The organism is Arthrobacter sp. 05L417, from assembly GCF_056397865.1.
In genome coordinates this window covers 59616-75803 of sequence record NZ_JBFTOG010000001.1, presented here as the reverse complement: position 1 = coordinate 75803, position 16188 = coordinate 59616, and the positions used below count along the sequence as shown (strand labels likewise).

General features: G+C 63.9%; 15 protein-coding genes. 8 read left to right on the top strand and 7 right to left on the bottom strand.

The annotated features are described in order from the left end of the window. Nucleotides 1-21 precede the first annotated feature (21 nt). Together AC1DJW_RS00325 and AC1DJW_RS00320 are read left to right on the top strand one after the other, a co-directional pair. The gene (locus AC1DJW_RS00325; RefSeq protein ID WP_284754773.1) at nucleotides 22-954 is read left to right on the top strand and encodes a cytochrome b/b6 domain-containing protein; all 933 of its coding nucleotides are present in this window, start codon (nucleotides 22-24) and stop codon (nucleotides 952-954) included. A gap of 41 nt (nucleotides 955-995) precedes the next feature. Beyond that, complete coding sequence (locus tag AC1DJW_RS00320) at nucleotides 996-2132, top strand: acyl-CoA dehydrogenase family protein (protein WP_284754772.1); 1137 nt, start codon at nucleotides 996-998, stop codon at nucleotides 2130-2132. 69 nt (nucleotides 2133-2201) lie between these two features. On the opposite strand, the gene AC1DJW_RS00315 is transcribed toward AC1DJW_RS00320, so the two are convergent. Next, the gene (locus AC1DJW_RS00315; RefSeq protein ID WP_284754771.1) at nucleotides 2202-2990 is read right to left on the bottom strand and encodes a PspA/IM30 family protein; all 789 of its coding nucleotides are present in this window, start codon (nucleotides 2988-2990) and stop codon (nucleotides 2202-2204) included. Between the two features lie 100 nt (nucleotides 2991-3090). Continuing rightward, the gene (locus AC1DJW_RS00310) at nucleotides 3091-5160 is read right to left on the bottom strand and encodes a TPM domain-containing protein (RefSeq protein WP_476900477.1); all 2070 of its coding nucleotides are present in this window, start codon (nucleotides 5158-5160) and stop codon (nucleotides 3091-3093) included. Between the two features lie 331 nt (nucleotides 5161-5491). Here AC1DJW_RS00310 and AC1DJW_RS00305 point away from each other — a divergent pair, with 331 nt between their 5' ends. The 6 genes from AC1DJW_RS00305 to AC1DJW_RS00280 all read left to right on the top strand — a co-directional run bounded on the left by AC1DJW_RS00305 (nucleotide 5492) and on the right by AC1DJW_RS00280 (nucleotide 11912). After that, nucleotides 5492-7081, top strand: a complete 1590-nt coding sequence (locus tag AC1DJW_RS00305) for a S1C family serine protease (protein WP_390279253.1) — start codon at nucleotides 5492-5494, stop codon at nucleotides 7079-7081. A 288-nt stretch (nucleotides 7082-7369) separates the two neighbouring features. Then, a complete protein-coding gene (locus AC1DJW_RS00300) occupies nucleotides 7370-8170 on the top strand; it encodes an electron transfer flavoprotein subunit beta/FixA family protein (RefSeq protein ID WP_269992800.1) in 801 nt (266 codons plus the stop codon). Nucleotides 8171-8183: 13 nt separating this feature from the next. Next, entirely contained in the window at nucleotides 8184-9137 is a 954-nt protein-coding gene (locus AC1DJW_RS00295) for an electron transfer flavoprotein subunit alpha/FixB family protein (RefSeq protein ID WP_476900476.1), read from the top strand. 5 nt (nucleotides 9138-9142) lie between these two features. Further along, nucleotides 9143-9922, top strand: coding sequence for a PIG-L deacetylase family protein (locus tag AC1DJW_RS00290; protein WP_284754767.1), 780 nt, complete (start codon nucleotides 9143-9145; stop codon nucleotides 9920-9922). A gap of 74 nt (nucleotides 9923-9996) precedes the next feature. Continuing rightward, nucleotides 9997-10542: a gluconokinase gene (locus AC1DJW_RS00285; protein ID WP_284754766.1), complete on the top strand. Its 546-nt coding sequence runs from the start codon at nucleotides 9997-9999 to the stop codon at nucleotides 10540-10542. Then, nucleotides 10539-11912: a GntT/GntP/DsdX family permease gene (locus tag AC1DJW_RS00280; RefSeq protein ID WP_284754765.1), complete on the top strand. Its 1374-nt coding sequence runs from the start codon at nucleotides 10539-10541 to the stop codon at nucleotides 11910-11912. Before AC1DJW_RS00285 ends, AC1DJW_RS00280 begins: the two co-directional genes overlap by 4 nt. A gap of 90 nt (nucleotides 11913-12002) precedes the next feature. Here the strand turns inward: AC1DJW_RS00280 and AC1DJW_RS00275 are convergent, their stop codons facing one another. From AC1DJW_RS00275 to AC1DJW_RS00255, 5 genes are all read right to left on the bottom strand, one after another. Further along, nucleotides 12003-12764: a MerR family transcriptional regulator gene (locus AC1DJW_RS00275; RefSeq protein WP_390279246.1), complete on the bottom strand. Its 762-nt coding sequence runs from the start codon at nucleotides 12762-12764 to the stop codon at nucleotides 12003-12005. 82 nt (nucleotides 12765-12846) lie between these two features. Then, the gene (locus AC1DJW_RS00270) at nucleotides 12847-13722 is read right to left on the bottom strand and encodes an anti-sigma factor (protein ID WP_476900475.1); all 876 of its coding nucleotides are present in this window, start codon (nucleotides 13720-13722) and stop codon (nucleotides 12847-12849) included. Between the two features lies 1 nt (nucleotide 13723). Then, the gene (gene sigK / locus AC1DJW_RS00265) at nucleotides 13724-14320 is read right to left on the bottom strand and encodes an ECF RNA polymerase sigma factor SigK (RefSeq protein WP_390279352.1); all 597 of its coding nucleotides are present in this window, start codon (nucleotides 14318-14320) and stop codon (nucleotides 13724-13726) included. A gap of 233 nt (nucleotides 14321-14553) precedes the next feature. Further along, entirely contained in the window at nucleotides 14554-15021 is a 468-nt protein-coding gene (locus AC1DJW_RS00260) for a tRNA (cytidine(34)-2'-O)-methyltransferase (RefSeq protein WP_059387528.1), read from the bottom strand. 44 nt (nucleotides 15022-15065) lie between these two features. After that, nucleotides 15066-16019: a J domain-containing protein gene (locus AC1DJW_RS00255; RefSeq protein ID WP_284754761.1), complete on the bottom strand. Its 954-nt coding sequence runs from the start codon at nucleotides 16017-16019 to the stop codon at nucleotides 15066-15068. Nucleotides 16020-16188: the final 169 nt, after the last annotated feature.

Here is a 16188-nt window from a genome sequence, read left to right as displayed (position 1 = left end):
TTCCGAGAGGTGTCCAAGAAGATGTCCACCCCCGCCAAAAAGTCGACAGCAGCCAAGAGCAAATGGTCCCAACCCCTCTGGGTGGTTCCAGGCGTGCTGCTTGCACTTTTGCTCATCGTCTTGTTGGCCAAATGGTTGACGGGCCTGTCGGGTGTGCAGTCGTTCTTGCACGACTTCCCGGGCGCATCCAGCCTCCCGGAGAGTGCCCCTGTAGGTTTCCCGGCATGGCTCGGGTGGCAGCATTTCCTCAATGTCTTCTTCATGGTGCTTATCGTCCGATCCGGTTGGCAGGTCCGCACAGCCAAGAGGCCGCCAGCCCAATGGACCCGCAACAACAAAGGATTCATCCGGACCAAGAATGCGCCGACCAAGATCAGCCTGGACCTGTGGTTCCACCTGACCCTGGATGCCCTGTGGGTGCTGAACGGCATCGTCTTCATCATCGTGATCTTTGCCACCGGTCAATGGATGCGGATCATCCCCACCAGCTGGGATGTCTTCCCGAACGCCATTTCCGCTGCCCTCCAGTACGCTTCCCTGAACTGGCCAACTGAGGACGGATGGGTGAACTACAACGCCCTGCAGTTGCTGACGTACTTCGTCACGGTATTCATCGCCGCCCCGCTTGCCATCATCACTGGCCTGCGCACGTCTTCGGCGTGGCCGAAGAAAGCCGGCACGGTGAACAAGATCTATCCCATCGAACTGGCCCGGGCAGTGCATTTCCCAGTGATGGTGTACTTCGTGCTCTTCACCATCGTGCACGTCACCTTGGTCCTCGCCACAGGGGCGCTGCGCAACCTGAACCACATGTACGGCAGCAGCGACGATATCAACTGGGTTGGTTTCGGCATTTTCGCCGTATCCCTCTTGGTGATTGTGGGCGCGTGGTTCCTCGCGAGGCCGCTGTTCCTTCGCCCCGTCGCTTCGCTGATGGGCAAAGTCAGCAAATAAACCGCTACCAATAGCCGGACAACCCGGGAAAAGGAGTGCCAATGTTTGAGCTCACAGAGGACCAGCAAGCGGTGGTGGAGATGGTTCGCGACTTCGCCACAACGGCCATTGCGCCGCACGCCGCAGAATGGGACGAGACCAAGCATTTCCCTGTGGATGTCCTGCGTGAAGCGGGGACACTTGGCATGGGAGGCATCTATGTCCGGGAAGAATTCGGCGGCTCGGGGCTATCCCGCACGGATGCGGCGCTGATCTTCGAGGAGCTGTCCAAGGCAGACCCCACCATCGCGGCCTACATCTCGATCCACAACATGGTGGTCTGGATGATCGACGCTTTCGGCAACGATGAGCAGCGTGCCCAATGGGTGCCGCAGCTCGCGTCCATGGAAGCGCTGGGCAGCTATTGCCTCACGGAGCCGGGAGCCGGCTCGGACGCCGCCGCGCTGAGCACCAAGGCAGTGCTCGACGGCGACAGTTACGTTCTTAACGGCACCAAACAGTTCATATCGGGCGCCGGAGTTTCCAGTGTCTATGTGGTCATGGCACGGACCGCGGACACGGGCAGCCAAGGCATCACCGCAATAGTTGTGCCTGCGGACGCGGCAGGCCTGTCCTTCGGCCCGAATGAAAAGAAAATGGGATGGAATGCCCAGCCCACCCGGCAGGTCATCTTCGAGAACGTACGGGTCCCTGTGACGAACCGGCTTGGCGAGGAAGGCAGCGGATTCGGCATCGCCATGAAGGGCCTCAACGGAGGCCGGGTCAACATGGGCGCTTGTTCGCTGGGAGGTGGCCAGGCGGCCCTCGAGAAGTCCATCGCCTACCTCAAGTCACGCTCGGCTTTTGGTGGCCCGCTTATCAACCAGCAGTCCCTGCTGTTTGACATCGCCGACATGGATACGGAACTCGAAACCGCCAGGACCTTGGTCCTCCGGGCCGCGGACGCCTTGGATCGTGGAGCCCCGGACACCGTGAGATTGTGCGCAATGGCGAAGCGCGTAGCTACAGACGCCGGTTTCAACGTGGCAAACAAGGCCATCCAGCTGCATGGCGGCTACGGCTACTTGTCGGAATACGGCCTCGAGAAGATTGCCAGGGACCTGCGAGTCCACCAGATCCTGGAAGGCAGCAACGAAATCATGCGGCTCATTGTTGGACGGCTCGCCGTCGGGGCTTAAAGCACCGAGCAAGCACGAATGGCCGGGCCTCACGTGTGAAGTGAAGGCCCGGCCATTCGTTTGGCGGGACTAGAGCTTGTCGAAGTCGGCTTCGTCCACTGTGTCATCTTCCTGCGCAGTGGCGCCGGCGCCGATAGCAGCCTTCGATCCGCCGGACTTCAAGGCCGCAAGGCGGGCCTCGATTTCCGTCTGCTCTCCGAGGTCCTCAAGCTGGTTGAACTGTGCGTCCAGGCTGGAGGCTGCCAGCTCCTGCTGCCCGAGGACCTTGGCCTCTTCGCGGCGGATCTTCTCTTCGAAGCGGCCCACCTCGCTGGTGGGGTCCATGATGTCGATGCTCTTGAGGGCGTCGTGCACCTGGGTCTGGGCAGCAACCGTCTTGGAGCGGGCAACCAGCTCGTTGCGCTTGCTCGTGAGCTCGTTGAGCTTGCCCTTCATCTGGTCAAGGCCGCTCTTGAGCTTGTCCACGACCTCCGACTGGGACGCGATGTTGGGCTCCGCTGCCTTGGCCTCGTTCTCGGCCGACATCTGGCGCTGGATGGCTACCTTGGCAAGGTTGTCGAACTTCACGGCGTCGGCCGCGTTGCCGGCTGCACGGTACTCGTCCGCCTTGCGGGAGGCTGCGAGGGCCTTGTTGCCCCAGTCCTGGGCGTTCTTGATGTCCTCGTTGTAGTCAGCCTGCAGCATGCGGAGGTTGCCGATGGTCTGCGCCACGGCGGACTCGGCCTCGGCGATGTTGTTCGAGTAGTCGCGGACCATCTGGTCCAGCATCTTCTGCGGGTCCTCAGCCTGGTCGAGCAAGGCATTGATGTTCGCCTTGGCGAGCTGTGCGATCCGCCCGAAAATGGACTGCTTAACCATGGTGTTGCCTTTCGTCCTGCTCAGTGGTGCCCACTGAATCCAGTGATCAGTTCTTGTACCGCTCTACGTGGGGAACAGGCCCCCACCTAGTCTTTGGGAGCTAGAAACTACCGGAGTCGCCGCCGCCGAAGTCGCCTCCACCCCCACCTCCGCCGTCGCCGCCGAAGAAGCCTCCGCCCCCACCGCCGTCGCCGCCGAAGAAACCTCCGCCTCCGCCGTCGTTGTTTCCGCCGCCCCAGCCGCCTCCGCCGCCATGGAGGATGGAGTTGATGAGGATGCCGCCGAGGATCGCTCCGCCGAGGCCGCCACCACTGCCTCCACCACCGAACATGCCGCCGCGGCCGTAGCCTTGGTTGGCGAAGCCGCCGAACTGATCGACGTCGGACTGGGCCAGTTGCGCGGCTTGTGCAGCGAGGGACTGGGCCTGCTGGGCGTACGTCAGTGCGGTGACTGGGTCATTGGGGGAAATGGACAGGGCGTAGTCGAGATTCCGTTGCGCTTCGGCCAAACGGGTACGGGCCTCGGGCCCAACGCCGCCGCGTCGCGCCGCGATGTAGTCCGAGGTAGCGCTGATCTGGGACTGGGCAGCCATGATGGTCTGCTGGAGCGCGGCTTGCGCGCGCCTTGCCTGTTCCTGCTGGTCACGGATTCCCGTGAGGGACTGGTCCAAGGCTTGGTGTGCCTTCTCCACCCGGTCCAGGGTGGCAATGGGATCGATCTTTCCGCCCTGGATTTCAGCCTTGACCTGCGCCAGTGCGGCTTCGACGCCGGCTACGGGGCCAGCCAGCTCCGGGTGTTCGCCGGACTGGATCATCGCCTTGGCCTGGGCCAGGTCTTGGCTAGTCTCCACCACGGCGCCCTCCAGCGAATTCCGGGCTTCGGCGAGGTTGCCCGCCACCTTGGAGATCGCGTCGATCAGCACGTTGGTCTGGTGCAGACCTTCTTCTGCGGCGCGGACGGCCACAGCGGCGAGGCTCCTCTCACCTGCGGCGAGCTTTTCCTGCGCCGTCGTTGTTGCGTTTTGAACGAAGGCAAGCCGGTCCTTGGCCTGGGTGATGTTGTCGCTCACGTGGCCAAGTGCGCTGTCTGCGTACTTCTCGCGCAGGCCGTTGAGCGATTGCTCCGCGCTGCTGATCTTTGCCTCGGCTTCGTTGGCGCCGGCGGCAACAGTGGCCAAAGCCTGCGGCGCGTTCTTCTCGAGCTCGCGCAGGGAGTCGAAATCTGCTTTCTGCTCCCGGAGCGACTCAAGGGCCGCGTCCGAGCGCCGGATGATTTCGCCAAGCCAACTGCGCTGCTGCTCTTCGGTGTCCGGGATGTGGTCATCGAGCTGTTGCTGCAGCTTGAAGGACTCGGTCATGTGGTTCTTTGCTTCCAGCAAGGCCTTGGTGAAGTTCCCGACGGCGGCATCGCCGTATTGCGCCTGGGCGAAGCCGAGTTCCTGCTCGCTGGACTTGATGGTGTCGTCCGCTTCGATGAGCAGGGAGCCGGCTTTGCGCCGCAAGTCCGGGATGCTCAAGGATGCGAGAGGATCGAGCTGTTCCCCTTGCGGGCCATAGCTGACGCTGGATGCCTGGCTCTTCTTGCGTCGGTTGCGGAAGTACAGGTACGTGCCCACACCGCCGGCCGCGACAACGCCGGCGCCGATCAAAACGACTGCACCCGAGTTGCCGCTCGGAACCGTGCCGCTGCCTCCGCTGGCGGCGTCGCCGACGGCGGCCGCGGTGTCGATGGCCGCCTGGGCAAAGTCACGCTTGCCTGCGCCCAGGTTGGCCGCGATGGCATTGGACGAAATGGTTGACCGCTTGGAATAGATCGCACTGGCCGAATTGGGTGCGAAATAGTACTGACCGGCCGTGGAGATGGCCAGAATGACGTCAGCCTTGCCCATACCCTTCTTGTTGGCCACTGCCGTGGCCCAGGCTGCGGGCGATGAGGGGTTGTCGAAGGAATCCACTGTGACCACATACAAGTTGTATTTGTGGTCCTTCAGGAGCTTCTGGATTGCATCCTGGACCTCGCCCTTGCGGTTGCCCAGGACGTTCGCGTTGTCCACGATGTTCTGGCCGGACGGAATGGTCACCGGGTCTGCGGCCCAGGCTGCGGTGGCCGGGAAGACCAGCAATCCGGCCAGGCCGATGACGGCGAGTACACGTTTCAACATTGACCGCATGTGCAACCCTTCAGCACGTCTGCGACTGGTCCGGGCCGGAGCAATCGAAACAGAATGCATCAGCGCCCCCACGCATGGTTGTCAAGCGGCAGGTCGCTGTGGCAATTCCACTTGATACTATGGTGCACCTTTTGGAGCGTCCACAGCGGTAAATATGCCGCCAGCGAAACGGGGAGAGATCTGCCCTTCTCCAGCGTTGAGGGGCTAGTCGGCGCCATTCGACGGCACAGCGCCAATCCGATGACGGCGTTCAGCAAGCTCCCAGCGAACGTCGACTCTTGATCCAGCAAGAGCGACGATAGTTAAGGGGACGAGGAAGAAAGGAAGTCCCATGACGGAGAACCCAGCACAGGGCGCCGAGCCTGAGAACAATGGCCCCGAGAACCATGGTCCTGAGGGCACCGGCAAGGCGGAGGCGGACAAGCAAGCCAATTCCCAGCCTACGGCCCCGCTGCCGGCATACCAGCCGGGTCAGGATTTCACGGCGAAGCCCGAATACACTGCGCCGACCCCGGTAGCCCCCGCCCCCTGGGCCCAGGGCCCGGCCGAAAACGCTACCGAGCAGATCCATGCCCAGCACGGCGCGCCCCAACACGGCGCGGGACAGCAGCACCCTTACCCGCAGCACCAGCCTTTCTACGGGGGACCGAACCCGGCGCAGCACTATCCCACGCAGCAGTTCCCGGCTCACCCGGGCGGCCCGGCGGCCAGCCCGAAGCGCAAGCCGGTCTTCGGCGTCGGGACCTTGGTGGCCTGCATCCTGGCAGCCGGTCTCGTGGGCGGAGGCGTGGTGGCCGCCAGCGATCAATTGCTCAGCAACCGGGCTCCGGCGGCGGCCAGCAGCGGCCAGACGGGAACCGTGATTGTCAACAACACGGACAATGTCAACGCGATCACCGCAGCCGCGGCCAAGGCTACGCCGAGCGTCGTGACCATCATGGCCTCAAGCGGAAGCCAGGGCGGCACCGGTTCGGGCATCATCCTCGACGACCAGGGCCACATCCTGACCAACACCCACGTGGTGACCCTTGACGGTGCCAGCGCAAACGCTGCGATTGAAGTGCGGCTGAGCGATGGACGCGTCCTGAAGGCGACGGTAGTGGGTACGGACCCGCTGTCGGATCTCGCCATTATCAAGGTGGACAACGCTTCCGGCCTCGTGCCGGCTACCCTGGGTGATTCCAGCAAGATCAACGTCGGGGACAATGCGATCGCGATCGGCGCTCCGCTTGGCCTGCCCGGCACGGTCACCGACGGTATCGTGTCCACTCTCAACCGCACCATCAGCGTGGCGTCCTCGGCTGTTCCCAACGGCGGCTCGGACAATTCGCAAAACGGCGGCCAGGGCGGATTCCAATTCGCCCCTCCAGGCGGTGGCCAGAGCCAGAGCAGTGCGGGCCAGGGCACCGTTTCGCTCAACGTGATCCAGACCGACGCGCCGATCAACCCGGGCAACTCCGGTGGAGCGCTCGTCAACACCAAGGGCGAGATCATCGGCGTCAACGTGGCAATCGCTTCTGCCGGCAGCAGCAGTTCCTCGTCTTCGTCCAGCGGCAACATTGGTGTGGGCTTCAGCATCCCGATCAACAACGCGAAGCGTATTGCGCAGGAACTCATCAAGAACGGCAAGGCCACCCACGGGCAGTTCGGCGTCAGTGTTCAGCCTAAGTCGGCAACAGGCAGCAGCTCCGGGTTCTCGGTCGGCGCCCAGGTCGCGGCTGTTACCAAGGGCTCTGCAGCTGAGAAGGCCGGGCTCAAGGTGGGCGACGTCGTGACCAAGTTCGCCGGTATAGACATCACCGATCCAGAACAGCTCACTGCGGCTGTCCGGGAGCAGCCGGCAGGCGCAACGGTCAAGGTGACCGTTCAGCGTAGCGGCCAGTCGCAGGAGCTCGACGTGACCTTGGACGCTGCTCCGTAACAGCTGCCCTGTAATAGCCATGCAGTAGCGGCGGATTCCAGCCGAGCAAGCAGTTAGCAGTCGACGACGGCGGGCGGCACCAAGGGTGCGGCCCGCCGCCGTCGTATGTCCTTGCTGCTGTATGCGCAGGCGATCTACGCAACAGGAGTTAACGCGGCGCCGTTGTCCGACATGTCCCGCAATATGCTTAGCTAGGACGAGCCCGTACGCCGGGCACTCTTGGCCATGCGCCTAGTTGCTGGCCATCCCCGAGTATGGAAGGCTGCCTCGAACACAGTGGGAGATACATTGAAGATTGTTGTTCTGGTCAAGCACGTCCCGGACGCGCAGTTCGACCGACACCTCACCGGCCCAGGCAACACCACGGACCGCGACGAGAGCATCCTGTCCGAACTGGACGAGTATGCGCTTGAAGCAGCGCTGCAGCTCAGCGAGGCCCGCGGCGGTGCGAAGGCCGGCAACGAGGTCATCGCCTTGAGCATGGGTCCCGCCGGTGCCGTGAACGCCGTCAAGAAGTCCTTGCAGATCGGTGCCTCCTCGGGAGCGCATTTGAGCGACGACGCCTTGGCCGGTTCCGACGCCGCCGCGACCTCGCTGGCTCTCGCCGCGGCAATCCGGTACCTCGGCGCCGATTCGCCAGTGGACCTCGTCCTGACGGGAATGGCCTCGACCGACGGCGAAACGTCCTTGGTTCCGGCGCAACTCGCCGAGCGGCTCGGACTTCCGCAAGTCACTTTTGCTTCCTCCCTGGAGGTCAATGGCGAACACGTCGTCGCGCGCCGTGACGGTGACGCCCACGCGGACACCGTGGAAGCAACCTTGCCCGCGCTGGTATCCGTGACGGACCAGATCAACGAACCGCGTTACCCCAACTTCAAGGGCATCCTTGCAGCGAAGAAGAAGAAAATCACGGCACTTACACTGGCCGACATCGGCGTCGATGCCGCGCAAGTGGGCGCCGCGGGTTCGCTGACTGCTGTCGAGACCGCGGAGGCGCGGCCGCCGCGCACTGCCGGTACCATCATCACCGACGAAGGCGACGCCGGCATCAAGCTGGTTGAGTTCCTGGCCGCCCAGAAGCTGCTCTAAGAGGATCCCGCACATGGCAAAAGCACTTGTATTCATTGACAACCCGGGCGCGGCGCTCAAGAAGAGCAGCCTGGAACTCCTGGCGATCGCCAATTCCCTCGGGCAAGCGGTGGTCGCCGTCAACGGCGAACTGCACGACGACGTCGCAGCCGCCTTGGGGGCGCACGGAGCCACGGTTCTCTACCGTCCGTCCGCCACGGACCTGGACGACTATCTGGTTGCCCCGAAAGCCGCGTATCTTGCCGCGGTAGTTGCGGCCTCCGGGGCCGAGACCGTCCTGCTCGAGAACACAGCCGACGGCAAGGAAATCGCGGCCCGTCTTGGCGTGAAGCTCAACGCCGGCGTCATCACCGATGTCGTGGGCGTCGACGCTGACGGCACGGCCCACAAATCGGTCCTTGCAGGTTCGTACACGACCACGGCCAAGGCGCGCACCGCCGTCGCCGTGCTCACGGTCAAGCCGAACAGTGTCGACGTCGAGGCCCCGGCCGCGGCGGGGACCCCTGAGGCCGTCACTATCGACGTCCCGGCCGATGCGACCGCGAATGCCGCACGGGTCACCGGGCGTGCGGAAAAGCCGGCCAGCGGGCGTCCTGAGCTCACGGAAGCCCGGATCGTGGTTGCCGGTGGACGCGGCGTCGACGGCGACTTCGGTCCCTTGGAAGAACTTGCCGACGCGTTGGGCGGTGCGCTCGGGGCTTCCCGTGCCGCCACGGACGCAGGCTGGATCGGCCATGACTACCAGGTTGGCCAGACGGGCAAGACCGTATCCCCGCAGCTCTACATCTCGGCGGGCATCTCCGGAGCGATCCAGCAGAAGGCCGGGATGCAGACCTCCAAGGTCATCGTCGCGATCAACAAGGATGCGGAATCGCCGATCTTCGAAATCGCGGACTTCGGCATCATCGGCGACCTCTTCAAGGTTGTTCCGCAGGCCACCGAAGAGATCAAAAAGCGGAAAGGCTGATCCCTTTGTCTTCTGACGCTACGTCAGCAAAGAGCCCGTTCAACGCCTCCACGGAGCGCGTTGAACGGGTGCTTTGTTTTACCGCCCACCCGGACGACATCGACTTTGGCGCGGCTGGCACCATCGCTGCCTGGACCGCTGCCGGCGTCGAGGTCAGCTACTGCGTCATGACCGACGGCGACGCCGGAGGCTTCGATCCGGCCCACCGCGAAGAGATCGTCGCCATGCGCGCAGAGGAGCAGCGGCAGGCTGCTGCCCTCGTCGGCGTGACCGATGTGCACTACCTCCATGAGCGCGATGGCTACCTTGAACCGACGCATGAGGTCATCAAGCAAGTGGTGAAGCTCATCCGCGAAATACGCCCCGACGTCGTCCTGGCCATGCACCCGGAACGCAATTGGGACAGGATCCAGAAGAGTCATCCCGACCACCTCGCAGTGGGGGAGATCGTGACCCGGGCGGTGTACCCCGCGCTTGAGAACCCCTTCGCTTACCCGGAACTGGCGGAAGGTGGTCTCGAGGCCTTCAAACTGCCATGGCTGTGGCTCTTCGCCGGTCCAGAAGCCCGTGAGAACTATTTCGTGGATGTCACTGACCACATAGACGCGAAACTGGCCGCGATCCGGATCCACGCGAGCCAGCACCCCGATCTGGAAGGCATGGAACGGGCCGTCCGGGGCATGCTCCGGCATAATGGCTCGCGCGCCGGCATGCCCGACGGGCGCAGCGCCGAGGCTTTCCATGTGGTGGAAGTCAACGGATCCCAAACCATCGCCGGTTTCTGAAATTGCTGATGTGTTACCTGTGTCATATGCTTAGTCTCGTTTAAATCATATTTAATTGAGGAAGGCAGACTTTGATGGCGAAGACTGCACAGCAACCGGTATTGGTAATCATGGGCGTGTCCGGTTCCGGTAAATCGACAGTGGCCGGCGTCTTGGCCGGCCGGCTGGGTTGGGACCTCGCCGAAGGCGACGACCTGCACCCGGAAGCGAACGTGGCAAAGATGCAGGCAGGACAGGCACTCAGCGATGAGGACCGTTGGCCCTGGCTGGACATCATTGCCGATTGGATCAGGGAGCGCACCGCAGAAGGAAAGCCCGGCATCATCACGTGCTCGGCCTTGAAGAAGCGCTACCGGGATGTCCTGCGCGGCGAGGGCGTCGTGTTCGTCTTCCTCCAGGGGAGCAAGGACAAGATTTCCGACCGGCTGGCTTCACGCCACGGGCACTTCATGCCTGCCTCGCTGCTGGAATCCCAGTTCGATGCACTCGAGGCGCCCACCGAGGATGAGAACCACATCTCGCTGTGCGTCTCCGCTTCTCCGGCCGAAGAGGCAGACGAAATCATCGAACGGCTCGGCCTTGAGGCACAGCAGGCCCACCCGGTCGGTGGCGCTGCGTGAACTGGACCGCGCACGATACCCAACTCCTCGTGGTCGCGGCCATCGGCATTGCGCTGATCGTCCTGCTGATCGCCAAATTCAAGGTCCACCCCTTCCTCTCCTTGGTACTCGGCTCGGCCTTCGTCGGCCTGGCATCCGGAGTCGGGCTCGACAAGGTCGTTAGCAACTTCGAAGACGGAGTGGGCGGCGTCCTCAAGGAGGTCGGCCTCCTGATTGCGCTCGGCGCCATGCTGGGCAAGCTCCTGGCGGACTCCGGCGGCGCAAACCGGGTAGTCGATACCCTGCTTGAAAAGGCCAAGGGCAACAAGGTGGTCTGGATGATCACCTTGGTTGCGGTCATCATCGGCCTCCCGATGTTCTTCGAGATCGGCCTCGTCCTGCTGCTTCCGGTGATCGTCCTGGTCACCCAGCGCTCGCAGATGAAGCTCATGCGCATTGCCATTCCGGCGCTCGCAGGGCTGTCTGTGTTGCACGGCTTGATCCCGCCGCACCCCGGGCCGCTCATCGCCGTCAGTGCAGTGAAGGCTGAACTGGGCACCACCCTGGCGTTGGGGCTCCTGGTTGCCGTCCCCACCGTGATCATTTGCGGACCGCTGTTTTCCCGTCTGGCCGCGCGCTGGGTTCCCGTGGATGCCCCCGCGGTGGCCGGTGGCGTGGACACCAAGCACGCCGTCGACCTCAGCGAGGTCAAGCGCCAGCCGACCTTCCTCGTCACGTTGCTGACCATCATTTTCCCGGTCGTGCTCATGCTGCTGAAGGCCGTCGCGGACATTGTCTGGCCCGACGCCGCTCACGCTCCCATGATCCGCACCGTCCTGGACTTCGTTGGCCAGCCCCTCGTGGCGATGACCTTGGCAGTGCTCGCGGCCATGGTGACCTTCGGCTACGCCGTCGGCTTCACCGGCAGCAAGATCACCGCAAAGCTCGGCAACAGCCTCGGCCCCATCGCCGCGATCCTGCTGATCGTCGGTGCAGGCGGCGGCTTCAAGCAGACCCTCATCGGTGCAGGCGTCGGTGACGCCGTCAAGAAATGGGCCGAGGGCGCCAATATGTCCGTGCTGGTCCTGGGCTTCATTGTGGCTGTGGCGCTCCGCCTGGCCACAGGTTCGGCAACTGTCGCCACAGTGACGGCGGCCGGCATCGTGGCTCCGTTGGCGAGCAGCCTGAGCCCGACACACGCGGCACTCCTTGCCTTGGCCATCGGTGCCGGCTCGCTCTTCCTGTCCCACGTCAACGACGCCGGATTCTGGCTCGTGAAGGAACTCTTCGGGCTGACGGTCGGGCAGACGTTCAAGACCTGGTCAGTGATGGAGACGCTCATCTCGGTGGTCGCCTTCGCCTTCATCATGGTGCTCTCGCTGATTATTTAGCGGGGCCGCTTAGCAGCCAGTACGACGGCGGCCCGTCCCCTATGTTTCCAGTGGGGACGGGCCGCCGTCGTGCTTTTCAGGAGGAACGGCCTAACTGAGGTTTTCCGCTGCGTAGACCTTGATGCCTTCCAGCAGGTAGGGCGCCAGACCGACCCGGACCTTGTCGTAATTGGCGGTGAACCGGGGGTCGTCCACGTACATCTGTCCCAGGCCTACGTAGGATTCGGCGTTTGGCGTCCAACTGGCGCAGATCCACTTGTAATGCCGGCCGACGGCTGCCTGGACGTCCGGGTGGTCCGCCGGAAGGGCCGCGTCGAAGCAGCGGGCGAGATCCTGGTTCAGGTCCGCGTACTCCTCCATGAAGGCCTGTTTTTGGGCCGTTGTCATGGCCGAATGCCGGGCCTTGCTCTCCTCGACGGCCCGATCGCCCCAGCGCTCGCGCGCCTCGGCTTCGTAGGGGTTGCTGTCGAAATCCTTGAAGATGTTCTCCGCGGTCATGGTTTCTCCTTGGCGTAGTGCTGCGATAGTGGCGTCGACCGTCCGGGACATCCGGTCCAGTCGGTCGCGCTCGGCCAGCAGCCAGTTCCTGTGCACGGCAAGTGCCTCCACAGGATCGGCCTGGCCATCCAGAACTTCGCCGATGGTCTCGAGCCCAAGGCCAAGTTCACGAAGCAGAAGGATCCGCTGCAGGCGCAGCAGCTCAGGCTGGCCGTAGTACCGGTAGCCGTTGTGTCCCGTGTGGGCAGGCTCCAAGAGCCCGAGCTGGTCATAGTGGCGCAAGGTCCGCGAGGAAACCTTGCTGGCCTTGGCCAGCTCGGAAATGGTCCAGGTATCTGCCTTGTCCTGCTTCATGTATCCAGCGTATAAGTTGACGTTACGTCAAGGTCAAGCCCCGCCGTCAGGAACCCCTTGGCCGGACACGGTCCCGTTGCTGCTACGTGAGAGGCGCTGCTGCGACCGTCGGGAGTGTCGGTTTCTTGGAGCCGCCCACGGGTTCCACCGTGATGCCTATGGCCGCCGCGCTGGAAATGCCGGAGACAACCGCCGGATGGCTCAAGGCCTGGGCGTCCATGAGTCCCTGTGATACAGGGTCGGAGCCGTCCTTGGGAATAAGCCACATCTGATAGACCTTGCCGGCAGGGGGAGCGGGAACTCCGTTCATACGGACCACCACAGCGTTCTTCGAGCTGGAGATGGACACGGTGGCGGTACCGCCGCCGTTGACATCGACGGTGGCTTGCCGGACATCGCTGGCTTGCAGTACTTGGTTCACAGGATCGTTCTGCCCGGCTACGTAGACGCCCACGCCTACACCGCCAAGCGCAATGACCGCGGCCGCTGCAGCGGCTGCCACCCAACCACGGACGCCGCCGAAGCGTCGGCGATCCCGTCGGCTCCGTGCCGCGGCAAGGTCAACGACGTCGGGGGTAACTTCCATAGTGGCACTGGCAGGCAGTTCGGGAACCGACGATGGCGCGGACACTGCGCCGGCTTGTGCGAGTGGTTGTTCCGGGAGCTGCCTCAGGATGTCCTGCAAGAGCCCGGGCCGCGGTTCGGCCTCGTCGGCGAAGGAAGTGGCGAGGGCTTCGCGTGACTGCCGGACCCGCTCGAGGAACGCCGAGCGTTCAGGCGCCGTGGCAATGTAGTTGTCGATTTCCGCCCGCTCGGTGTCGCTCAAGGCGTCGAGGGCATAGATCTCGGCAAGCTCCAGGACGCGGCCTTCGGCAAGGTCAGTGGCTATATCGCCGGCGAACATCCTCCGGAGGCCTTCCTTCCCGAAGTCCTGCTTGTTGTCATCGTGTTCGGTCATGTCAGCTCACCCCCAGACAGGTCTTGAGTCGGAGAAGTCCATCGCGGATGCGGGACTTGATGGTCGGAATCGCGGCCCCGAGTTGTTCGGCGACTTCCCGGTACGTAAGCCCGCCATAGTAGGCGAGCCGCACGGATTCCAATTGTGTTTCCGTCAGGGTGCCAAGGCAACGGGTGACCGCCTCGGCCTCAAGCCGGCTGTTGGCTTCTTCTTCCACTGAATCGTGGTCAAGGAGTTGGCTCGCGGCACCATATTTCGCCTCGCGATCCGTGGCGGACTGGGCCGAGCGGACGCGGTCGATCGCGCGCCGGTGGGTGATCGTCATGAGCCACGCGAGCGGGCTGCCCGCCTCGGGATCGAATTTGGCCGCGTTCTGCCAGACCTGGATGAAAACTTCCTGGGTGGTGTCCTCGCTCAGGCCCGCATCCACCAAGACACGCTTGGCCATACCGAAGACACGCCGCGCCGTGAGCCGGTAGAACTCGCTGAAAGCGCCGCGGTCGCCGTCGGCCATCAAGCCCAGCAATTCCGCAAGCTGCGCGTTCGAGCCGGCAATCAGGCCGGGGGCCTCGGGGCCTCGCACATTCGGTGTATCCATCACCGTCCAGCTTAGGTTGCCCGTGACCTTCGCAGTACCAGAAGCACCGCGCGTCTTGAGAGTGGTCACCTGCGCCCCTTCCGCGGCCGTCGCTGCACCGGCCCCCTTGCTTCACAGGCCAGATGCCTGCCCAGGCTGTTGGTGCCTGCACAGGGTATTCGGAGGAGGGGGAGCGTTGGATGGGTGATCCGCCGAGGTGACCATGCGGATGTCCGGGCTGTCAGGCCGGGCTGCTAGAGCTTCGCGCCCGCAAAACCGTGTTGGCGCCAGGCCTCGTACACCGCGATGGAGGCGGCATTGGCAAGGTTCAGCGAGCGGAGGGACGGCAGCATGGGGAGCCGAACGCGGGCCGTGACGTGCGGGTCCTGCTTCAGCCAGTCGGGAAGCCCGACGGACTCGGGTCCGAACATCAGGACGTCGCCCTCCTCGTAAGCAATGTCCGTATAGGAGGATTCGCCGTCGGACGTGAATGCGAAGACGCGCTCGGGCTGCAAAGCCGCCCAGGCAGCCTCGATGTCCTTGTGCACCGTGACCACCGCGAGGTCGTGGTAGTCGAGCCCCGCGCGGCGCAGCTTTGCGTCGGAGAAGTCGAAGCCCAGCGGCTCCACGAGATGGAGCTCCGCGCCTGTGATGGCGGCGAGCCGGATGGCGTTTCCCGTGTTGCCCGGGATTTCAGGGGTGTGGAAGAGGATGCGGAACACGTATCAATCCTAGCCAGCGAAAATACAGGGTTGTTCCTGCAGGCTCAGTGCATGCCGCGCAGAAGCCGGGCCAGGACCGGGACAACTACGGTGTTGGGCACGGGGCCTGAACTCAGGAACTGCTTGAGGCCGCGGGCCAGCCCGGAGGCATTGACGATCTGGACCGAACCGAAGTCGACGTCCGTGCGCCGGTAGTGGTCGATGACCGGCTCGTGCGGGTTGCCGTCCGGGCTGTGGACTACTACCCAACCCGTCACATTCAGTTCCGGGAAGATCTCCTGCATGTGGCGCACGATCAGCTCGAGCTGGGGTGGCGGTACCGAACGGCCGCCGTGCTTGAGCGCCACGCCGTCCCAGGCATAGGCGCCCTTGGGCAGCAGCATGGAACCGATGAGCGCCAGGCGGTAGCCGGCAAGCAGGGCATGATCGATGTGGCTGTCGTCCGAGGGGGAGCGGAGCCCGTTGATGAGCCGGGCTGAGGGGATGGCAGGCAGGATTTGGCGGCTGATGAGCTGGACAGTCCGCATTTCGCGCTGAATGCGGGCTTCGGCGCCGAAGATCCCACGCTTCCGGGGAATCCCGTGGATCTGCAAGGCGGCCTCGCCCTTGGAGAGCAGCGGCACCTCGTGGGGATCATCGAAGGGCGGCACATAGACGGGGGCGTCGCCGGCCGTGTTGCGCGGGGCATTCGGCCTGTGGACCCCGGCACGGGTTTCCGGCCCGGGAGCGCCGGTGCCGCCGTAGTCCGGCCTTTGCGTAGGGAAGGGGTTCGCCCTGCCGGAGGTGCCGCTCGCATAGCGACGGTCGTACTCCGCGCGTCGCTTGGGATCAATCAGGGTCTCGTACGCGAGCGTGACCTCCCGAAAGACCTCAGGATCCCCGCCATGGTCCGGGTGGGCGTTCCTCGCGGCCTTCCGGTAGGCCACTTTGATCTCCTTGTCCGTCGCAGTGACGGGGACCCGGAGGATCTGATAGTGGGAACTGCTGCCCTGAGCCAACCATGGGCCTTTCTCTGGGATTCTGAAAATTCCTGCCGTCCCGGTGCGGAGCGGCGGTCTTGGCAAGTCTAGCTAGCCCACCATGAGAACGACGGCGGCCCAGGCTTTAGTTCCGCTGATCCCGCGCCTGCCGGTGGCATGATTCATGCTGTGAACTCCCCGGCCGGCT